Origin of the sequence: Pectinatus frisingensis, from assembly GCF_015732285.1 — a bacterium.
In the GTDB taxonomy this organism is placed as follows: Bacteria; Bacillota; Negativicutes; order Selenomonadales; family Selenomonadaceae; genus Pectinatus; species Pectinatus frisingensis.
This window is the reverse complement of record NZ_WIQU01000008.1, coordinates 1-2,965: the sequence shown is the minus strand read 5'-3', so window position 1 is coordinate 2,965 and position 2,965 is coordinate 1. Positions and strand designations below refer to the sequence as shown.

Annotated in this window: 3 protein-coding genes; all 3 read left to right on the top strand. The window is 35.2% G+C overall.

All coding sequences use genetic code 11. The annotated features are described in order from the left end of the window. On the top strand, nt 1-671 hold a 671-nt coding region (locus I6751_RS01005), incomplete at its 5' end, for an MBL fold metallo-hydrolase (RefSeq protein WP_231037829.1). 64 nt (nt 672-735) lie between these two features. Beyond that, nucleotides 736-963 carry a hypothetical protein gene (locus I6751_RS01000; RefSeq protein ID WP_196590640.1) on the top strand — a complete coding sequence of 76 codons (228 nt, stop codon included), beginning with the start codon at nt 736-738 and terminating at the stop codon, nt 961-963. Nucleotides 964-1,380: 417 nt separating this feature from the next. Then, nucleotides 1,381-2,391: a PDDEXK nuclease domain-containing protein gene (locus I6751_RS00995; protein WP_196590639.1), complete on the top strand. Its 1,011-nt coding sequence runs from the start codon at nt 1,381-1,383 to the stop codon at nt 2,389-2,391. Nucleotides 2,392-2,965 lie beyond the last annotated feature (574 nt).

Here is a 2,965-nt window from a genome sequence, read left to right as displayed (position 1 = left end):
TAAATATATTATATAAGGAGAATATAAAAGTGAAAATTAAATGGTTTGGACATTCTTGTTTTTTAATTACCGCCGATAATGGTGTAAGTGTCTTGATGGACCCCTTTGACAAGACTGTAGGTTATAAAGTACCGAAAGTGGCTGCAGATATTGTTTCTACAAGTCATGATCATTTTGATCATAATTATACCGAAGCGATGCAGGGAGAATTTTTTCATGTAAATAAGACTGGAAAATTTTCTCATAAGGAGATTGGCGTGGTAGGCGTTGCCACGTTTCATGATGAGGAGAATGGTACGCAACGCGGGAAAAACACGATTTACAAGTTTATTGTAGATGGTATTCATATTTGTCATTGCGGGGATTTAGGACATATATTAACTCCTGAGCAGGTGGAGAAGATAGGTCAAGTTGACATTTTGTTGCTTCCAGTAGGCGGATTTGCTACTATCGGACCTGAGCAGGCGATAGAAGTTACAAATTTGTTGAATCCTTCATTAATTATTCCAATGCACTTTCAAACAGAGGTTCTTAAGTTCCCCCTTGCGGGAGTAGAAAGTTTTCTTGAAAAAATGGGAGGTGGTAAGTACATAGATAAGCAGGAAGTTGAGTTTGACAAGAAAAGTCTTTTGAGGTTATCTGCAAATGTGATGGTCCTTCAATATTGCTAGATGAAAGAGCAAAAGCCTAAGCAATGTATAATGATTTTTCAATCTTAAGGAAAATCTGCAGATTTTGCAGGTCGTACAGGGGAAAACAAGCTCTAATCAAGACGTTATGGCTGCTTCGGATAAAACGGTAGATTCTTTTCAACAGGAGAGTGTTTTTCTTCAAATAGAATATGAAAAACTTATGGAGCGTGAGCGGCAGGTTCAGCGGGAAATGGAGCAAATTACGAATATTATTGAACAGATGCAGGAACAGACAAAAGGTAGTTCGCCAGAAAAAATGCAGAAATTGTAAATCCAAATGATAAAAATGTATATTAAAATGAAATGCAGTTAGGTTTTAAAATTTTATATTCGGCGCTTATATATATCAGGGGGTCCATAATGGACCCCCTGATGCATTTGGAAATATCTATTTATAACTTTATCCGCTAAAATAAGAATACTTTCTTAAAGTTGTTAATATTTTTGACCTATTTGCTAGCGCTAAGGTGGCAGGAACCTGACAGGGACTGCTTTCGCCGTCATCCAGAGGTATATCATAATTATGGAAACTTGCCATTTGAGGGAATGAGTAATTTTTATAAAATGTCGTAAATAATATACAAATTTTGTAACTCATAGAAAAATATTGTGTGATGTGTTAATCTATATTCAATAGATTGGTTAAAAATAGAATATATTGTGAGAATAATATGCTTGGAGGAAGAACATGTCATTGCTAATAGATGATAGTGAGTATCTAAAGACGATTGAGGCTATAAAACAGGATATTAAAGCAGCACAGTATAAAGCAGTTTTAAGTGTTAATAGTACGCTTATCTTGTTGTATTATCATATCGGTCAGGTTATCAATGAATATAAATCATGGGGAAATAAATTTGTTGACAATTTATCACGGGACATAAAACTGGAATTCCCAGCAGCGAAGGGATATTCTGTTCGTAATTTAAAATATATGGCCAAGCTTGCAACTGTGTTTCCAGATAGTGTAATTGTGCAAGAGGTTCTTGCACAATTACCATGGTATCACAATATTACTCTTTTAGATAAAATAAAAGATCGAGATATTCATATATGGTATGCGAGAAAATCCATTGAAAATGCTTGGTCACGTAATGTTCTAGTACATCAAATCGAGAGTAAGCTTTATGAACGGCAGGTAATTGCTGATAAGGTTTCGAATTTTGATCATCGCCTACCGGTTCCCCAGAGTGAGCTGGCACAGCAGACAATGAAAGATCCCTATATATTTGACTTTATAACCTTTAAGGAAGATATGATTGAAAGAGATATTGAGGAAGCACTGGTCAAAAATGTTACCCGGCTGCTTTTAGAACTGGGAAAAGGTTTTGCATTTTTAGGAAATCAATACCATCTTAATGTTGGTGGAGATGACTTTTTCATAGATCTGCTTTTTTACAATCTGAACCTTCGGTGTTATGTTGTCATTGAGTTGAAGACAGGCGCATTTAAACCGGAATATGCGGGACAATTAAATTTTTATCTGTCAGCAGTTGATGCAATGCTAAAAAAAGACATAGATAATCCTTCCATTGGGCTCTTACTTTGTAAGAGCAAGAATGATTTGGTTGCTGAATATTCACTAAAGGATATGAGCAAACCCATTGGTGTGAGTGAATATAGAGTTACAAGTGATCTTCCAGATGAATTAAAGGAGCAGTTACCATCTGTAGAAGATATTCAGAGTCGAATGAAATAATATTCTGCTTGACTGTATCTGAAAGGTAGAGGAATTAAGGGGAAGGTTATTTCATTTTTGTACATGTTTATCATCAAGAAGTTTTTTTTTGTCATTTTTTTCAAAAGTTAGATCGTATCACTGAGATGGCATAAATTTGTTATGAGAAATGAACTTGGGGTCCATTATGGACCCTAAGTTGCATTTTGAGGTGAGCAAAAATACAATAAGAAGGTATACAGGCTCAAATTTCGTCCGGCATTGACAATCAAAAGTATTATGAGAATCATGCGGCATATTTGTAGTCTTGGGCCAAGGTTTTAAAAAATGATTCAAATGTGAATAGTATTGGGCTGGTTGAGTAAAAGGGGATGTGCGTAGTCAGAAATAGATAAATGGGCGCGTTCCTGGGGGTGATTTTTTTATTATTTTAAAAGTTACAGAAAAAAGATCTGCCATATAGACAGATCTTTTATTTGTATTAAAAACCTCGGAATGTGATAATTTTTATGGTCAACTGCAGATGATTTTTAGATTGATGCTATAGGTGTCCATTAAATACGATGCTGTCCCACTGGACTGATATAATAAAAGC

What these genes read in the sequence shown, in the direction of transcription:
- I6751_RS00995 (WP_196590639.1), top strand. Translation starts at nt 1,381, where the DNA reads ATGTCATTGCTAATAGATGATAGTGAGTATCTAAAGACGATTGAGGCT.